Annotated in this window: 4 protein-coding genes; all 4 read right to left on the reverse strand. The window is 68.6% G+C overall.

The features are described from left to right. Positions 1-963 (reverse strand): phosphopantetheine-binding protein (locus V5E28_RS48540; RefSeq protein WP_336217108.1); only part of this gene is annotated, 963 nt, incomplete at its 3' end. Further along, positions 960-2,741, reverse strand: a complete 1,782-nt coding sequence (locus tag V5E28_RS48545; protein WP_336217109.1) for a carbamoyltransferase family protein — start codon at positions 2,739-2,741, stop codon at positions 960-962. The genes V5E28_RS48545 and V5E28_RS48540, both read right to left, overlap by 4 nt. Next, positions 2,738-4,804, reverse strand: a complete 2,067-nt coding sequence (locus V5E28_RS48550; protein WP_336217110.1) for an amino acid adenylation domain-containing protein — start codon at positions 4,802-4,804, stop codon at positions 2,738-2,740. Before V5E28_RS48550 ends, V5E28_RS48545 begins: the two co-directional genes overlap by 4 nt. After that, on the reverse strand, positions 4,797-5,846 hold the full coding sequence (locus V5E28_RS48555) for a pyridoxal phosphate-dependent aminotransferase (RefSeq protein WP_336217111.1): 1,050 nt from the start codon (positions 5,844-5,846) through the stop codon (positions 4,797-4,799). Before V5E28_RS48555 ends, V5E28_RS48550 begins: the two co-directional genes overlap by 8 nt. Between the last annotated feature and the right edge of the window lie 344 nt (positions 5,847-6,190).

Consider the following 6,190-nt stretch of genomic DNA (forward strand, 5'->3'; position numbering starts at 1 on the left):
CGCGTCAGGCTCCCGGGCCACCAGCGCGACCCGGCCCGCCCCCCGCTCGGCGGCGTCGATGCGAGCCGCGGAATCGGCGAGTGTCGGAGCCTCGAACAGGTCGTCCAACCCCAGCTCGACACCGAACACCTCGCGCACCCGCGCCACCACCTGAACCGCCAGGATCGAATGGCCGCCCAGCGCGAAGAAGTCATCGGTGGCGCCCACGCGATCCACGCCCAGGAACTCCGCCCAGATCCCCGCCAGCACCCGCTCGGTCTCCGACCGCGGCTCCACGAAAACCAACGGCGCCGGGCCGGCGAACGGCTCCGCGTACCTCGGGCCGGCGCGCAGATCCTGGACCTGCTGCGCCCGGTCTCCAGCGATGGCGTCCAGCAGCCAGGTCAGCCGGTCGAGGTGGGTCGCGACGGCCGAGGGGGAATACAGGTCCTCGTCGTATTCGCACGAGACCTGCCAGCGGCCACCCGCCTGTTCGAAGACGAAGGCGATCTCCACGCAGGCGATCTCGTCGCCGAGCGCGGCCTGGTCGCCGGGCCGGAGGAACTCCGCACCCGCCCCGACGGGAAGCACGGCCACGCGGGGCAGCTGATCCGTGGGCGCATGGGCGGCGAGCGCCTCGGCCGTGACCACGCACAACCCCTGGAGGGTCAGATCGTCGCTCACCTCGGTCAGCACCGCCCGCAGACCGGGGGCACCGCCGTCGGTAACACCGACGCCCGTCAGGACGCTGTCGGCGGGTTCTGCGAGCAGGAGCGCCTGCACGGCGGCGACGAACACCGTTCCGAGAGACGTCCCGCAGATCTCGGCGATCTGGCCGAGGCGCTCGCCGCTGACCCCCACGTCGCGCTGTGAGCTGCCCCTCAGGAAGGACGGCGCGACGCACTCGCGGTCGGCGGGCAACGCGGACACGACCTCGAGGCCGTAGGACGAGAAGAGACCGGTCGGGTCTGTCAGCTCGGTCATGACACGGGGCCGGTTTCAGAGACGGGGGCGAGGACGTGGTTGCCGATGACCAGATGGTCGAGCCCGCCGCGCAGGAAGGTCTCGACGGCGATCTCCGGGGTCCGGACGATCGGCTGGCCGCGGAGGTTGAAAGAGGTGTTGAGCAGCACGGGCATGCCGGTGCGTGCCTTGAAGGCGTTCAGCAGGGCCCACATCCGCGGATTGCCGTCCCGGGTAACGACCTGCACACGGGCGGAGCCGTCGACGTGGGTGACGGCCCCCAGGCGAACGCGATGGATCGCGCGCGTGCGGGTGGTGAAGAGCATGTGAGCGTACTGCCGCTCGGTCCCCGGCCGGATCTCGAAGTACTCCGCCGCGTCCTCCTCGGTCACGATCGGAGCGAAGGGGCGGAAGTCCTCCCGCTGCTTGATCAGCCCGTTGATGTGGTCCCGCATGCGCGCGTCACGGGGGTCGGCGAGGATGCTCCGGTTGCCCAGGGCCCGCGGGCCGAACTCCATTCCGCCCTGGAACCACGCCACCACCCGGCCGGCCTCGAGATGGCCCGCCACCTCGGTGACGATCTCGTCGAAGTCGTCGACCCGCCGGGCGCTGACTCCGTCGGTGGCCTCCACAGCATGGCCGATCTCCGCCTCGGTGAAGGCGGGCCCCCAGTACGGCATGCTCATCCGGGAGATTTCGGTGCCCGGCTCCCTGTCCGCCTGGACATAGAGGGCCGCGCCGATGGCGGTGCCGTCATCACCGGCGCCGGGCGGGACGAAGACCCGGTCGAACAGCCGGCTGCGCGCGATGACCCCGTTCGCCGTGCAGTTCAGCGCCACCCCGCCGGCGAAGCACAGGTCACGAAGGCCGGTCTCCGCCTGGAAGTGGCGCAGCACGTGCAGTAGGCAGGTTTCCAGGGTGGCCTGGAGGCCGGCGGCGATGTCCATGTGGCGCTGCTCGATGGGCGCCCCGGGCGGCCGCAGGGGGCCAAGCCGTTCGATGAGAGCGCGCAGCACACCGCGCTGGGTCTCCCGCTCCACCAGGTTCCTGTTGCGCGCCAGCAACGGGATGGAGAACGTCCCGTTCTCGCCCAGCCGCACCATCGACATGAGCTCGTCGTGGTAGCGGCGGCGGTTCCCGTACGGGGCCAGGCCCATGACCTTGTACTCGTCCATCGCGATGAGGAAGCCGAGGTAATGGGTGAAGACGCTGTACAGGGTGCCGAGGGAATGCAGGGCGGGAATGCGGTGCAGCACGTCGAGCTTGCCCTGGCTGCCGACGGCCACCGTCAGGCTCTCCGTCTCCCCCATCCCGTCGGCCACCAGGACCAGCGCATCCGCGAAGCCGCTCGGGTAGTAGGCGCTGGCGGCGTGAGCCAGATGGTGGGGCACCGCGACGAACCGGGCGGTCCAGTCCTCCTGGGGATAGGCGTCGGTCAGCAGCCGGAGTTGCACCGCCGGGTCGTAGACCTCCTCGAAGCGCCTGGCGCTGAACTCGTCGACGTCCTCAAGGACGCCCGGCTGGTAGGAGAAGCCGTGGGCGACGTAGTCAAGGTCACGGGGGGACAGGCCCGCGCGCCGCAGACAGTCGGCCATCGCCTGCAGCGGGAACCTGCCGGTGGCCTTCTCTTCGGTGTATCGCTCCTCCGCTGCGGCCGCGCGCACCCGGCCGCCTGACACGACGGCGGCCGCCGAGTCGAAGCCCTGGCCGATCCGGTATTCCACGTCCTGTAATCCAGGCAGTTCCCTGCGCTTGAAGGAGACGCTGTTGTCCAGTCCGCTGTATCCGAGGATGTTCATCTCTGCTCCGCTGCCATCGAAGTGGTCGTGCTGATCAATGAGGCCCCGTGCGCCTTGACCGCCTTGCGGTCCACCTTCCCGTTGGCGGTCTGCGGCAGGGCCGAGGAGACGACGATGTGCTGGGGGACCAGGGCGGCCGGAAGGCTGCGGTCCAGGTGAGCTCGCAGATCGTCGTTGTCCGGCTGGGCGCTCGGCTGGGGTTGGACGTACACCAGCAGCCGCTGATCCCCGGCCGTCCGGTCGACGACCACGGCGACGGCGCGGGCCACGAGAGCATGGCGCTCGGCCACGGCCTCGATCTCCTCCAGCTCGATCCGATGCCCACGGAGTTTCACCTGGTTGTCGACACGACCGTGGAATCGAAGAATTCCATCTGCGTGCCAGGAGCACAGGTCGCCGGTTCGGTACATCCGGCCGAGCTCCGCCAGCTCGGGAAACGCCCTGGCGGTCTTCTCCGGATCGCCGAGATAGCCCAGTGCGAGCTGGACACCGGCGACGTACAGCTCGCCCGGCTGGCCGACCGGAACAGGCCGGCCTTCCGGGTCGAGCACCGCCGCTGTGACTCCCGCGATGGGCCGGCCGATCGGTCTGGACTCCACGCCGGCGGCGTCGACGGTACCGGCCGTACACCAGATCGTGGCCTCTGTGGGTCCGTAGACGTTCCACACTCGGCCCTTGGTAGCGACCAGTTCCTTGGCCAGGTCGGAGCCGAGGGCCTCACCGCCGCAGAGGACGGTCGCGCCCACCAGTTCGTCCGTCACGTACGGCAGCAGCATCCGCCACGTCGTCGGCGTGGCCTGCACGATGTCCGGCCGCGCCACTCGCAGCCATTCGACCAGCCGCACCGGATCCCGCTGGGTCTCCGCGTCCAGCAGGTGGAGTTGCCCACCCGAGGCCAGTGGCAGCAGGAGTTCCAGGAGCGAGATGTCGAAGATGGGGCTGGTGAGACAGGCGACGCGGGGCTCCACGATGGGCAGGAGTGCGCTGAACGCCCGGATGCAGTTGTGCAGCGCGACGTGGGGAATCCCCACCGCCTTGGGTGTCCCGGTGGAACCAGAGGTGGACATGACATAGGCCAGGTCCGACGGAACGCCTCTCAGCGGGGTTCGCGCTGCTGAAGGCGTGGTCCGAACCTCGGCGACGACGGTCTGGAATCCGTCGAAGCGGAGGTGGTCGCCGGGCGGCACCACCACGGCCGTGGCTCCGGCCGCGGCTAGCTGAGCCCTGAGCCGGGAGCCGGGATGACGGCTGTCGATCGGGATGAAGGCGGCGCCCAGCTGCCAGAGCGCCAGGTAGGTGACGATCAGCTCGATCTGGCGTCCCATGCCGACAGCCGCCACGTCTCCTGCCGCTATGCCGGCCTGCGCGAGCTCGTCGGAGAGGTTGTGTACGGCCATGGCCAGCTCGCCGTAGCTGAGCCGGCGCTCGCTCTCGACGATGGCCGTCCCGCTGGGATTGCTCGCGATCTGCATCTCGATGAGAGTGCAGACGTCGCCCTCCTCCCAGACCGGCGCGGTGTCGTTCGCGGCATCGATGATCAGCTGGTCGGCAGGGCTGAACAGGGCCGCCCGGCCGGCGGGCTGGTCCAGTTGCTCCGACATCCCCGACAGGAGCACCGCGAGCCGGGAGGCCAGGAGCGTGTTGCGCTCGGCGGAGCCGGGCAGCGCGGCACCGATCATCGGCGGGCTGGCGATGCTGAGCAGGTACGGATGGCTCGGCAACAGTTCCCACTGGCCGTGTGAGTCGAGCAGGAAGCTCTCCTGGCCGATCTCCATCCGGACACTCGGGCTGTCACGCAGCCGGCAGTCGTTCAGCAGAGCATCCACTCGCCGGACGACCGAGCCGATCGGAATGCGCCAAGGAAGCCGCAGGTCCCGATCTGCACCGCCGGCGGGAGAGGTGAGGCGTAACCCCAGTGCCTCGAGCCGTTGCTCGTGGGCGGACACGATGAGGAAGGCCGCGCTCACGATCGCGTTCAGGCTCACGTCGAGCATCTCGGCCACTCGCGCGGCACCCTGCTGTGCCAGCCTGGCTAGCTGGACGGGAGCGTCCATCCTACGCATGGACCGCCACCTCCCCCACTGGCGGCGATGCAGCGGTGAAGTCGAACTCGCTCAGTGCTGTCGCCAGCGCGACCAGGTCATCCGGGGTGCCGACGCTCACGCGGAGCCAGCCGGGAAGTCCGACGGAGACGCAGTCGCGGACGTGTATCCGCCGGTCGGCCAGCGCGCCGACCACGAACTCCGCCGCGGCCTCGTTGCGGCAGCGGGCCAGCACGAAGTTGGCCTGGGTGTTGCGGGTCTCCTCGACATGAGCGCTCCTGGCCAGGACGTTCACGTACCTGTTCCGCGCCTCGCGGATGTAGCGAACATGCCTGTCCTGGAAGTCGGTGTCCTCCAGCGCGCCGAGGATCGCGCTGAGCGCGACCGAATCGGTGGAGTAGAAACTCTGGCCGCCGGCGAACCTCGCGATGAGGTCGGGGTGGCCCAGCATGGCTCCCACGCGCAGTCCCGCCAGCCCGAACATCTTGGAGAAGCTCTTGAACACGACCAGGTCGGGCCTGACGTCGAGGCGCGACACGTTGGACGGCTCGTCAGTGAACTCCAGATACGTCTCGTCCATGAACGTCAACGCGGGAGAGCGCACCAGCGCGTCGACCCACCGGCGATGGAACATGTTGCCCGTGGGGTTGTTCGGCTGCGCGACGAACACCACGTCGTTGACGCCGAAACGGTCCGGCGCGATGGTGGGCTGCCATTCCCCGTCGAGCGCGATCGTCTGGACCGGCCGCCCGATGAATCGTGCGCGATCGGCGTATCCATCGAAACCTGGCATGACGCACCAGGCTCGCGGGCGGGTGGACAGCGCGAGATCTGTCGCCTCGTCGACTCCGCAGGTGAGCAGCACCGACGCAGGATCCACCTGGTAGTGGTCGGCGACCGCTCTGGTCACCTCCTCGCGCAGCCCGCGCGGATAGCGATGGAGACGATCAAGATGCGTCAGGAGTCGTCTGATAGCTCCTGCAGGCGGGCCGAAAGGGCTCTCATTGCTGTCCAGGAAGGCCTTCCCGCCGAACTGCCCGCCGAGGTCATGGATTCTGCTCATCGAAATCCCTCCTTCGGATCAGTGGTGAATTTTGGCGCGTACGTTGGTGCACTCATCTCAATTCCTTCGGCTGAGGAGCTGGGGCGCCGAGGTCGCCAATCGTGCTGCATCCAGCGGCTATGGCGGGCCGACGACATTTCTAGCGATGAGTCACGACATGTTCCTCCTGCGACTAAAATCCACCACCTAGACAAAGGCGCGGCGCAGCTAGGTCATGCGATCCCCTCTGTCCTCATATCAGGCTGGATTGGTCATCGCGATATTCGAGTTCGGCTCAGACAATCCGCCACGAAAGCAGCGAGGGTGTGCCGGCGATCGTGGTCGCGATCAGTCGACGGAGCCTG

It is taken from the genome of Nonomuraea sp. LPB2021202275-12-8 (assembly GCF_037044575.1).
Classification (GTDB): domain Bacteria; phylum Actinomycetota; class Actinomycetes; order Streptosporangiales; family Streptosporangiaceae; genus Nonomuraea.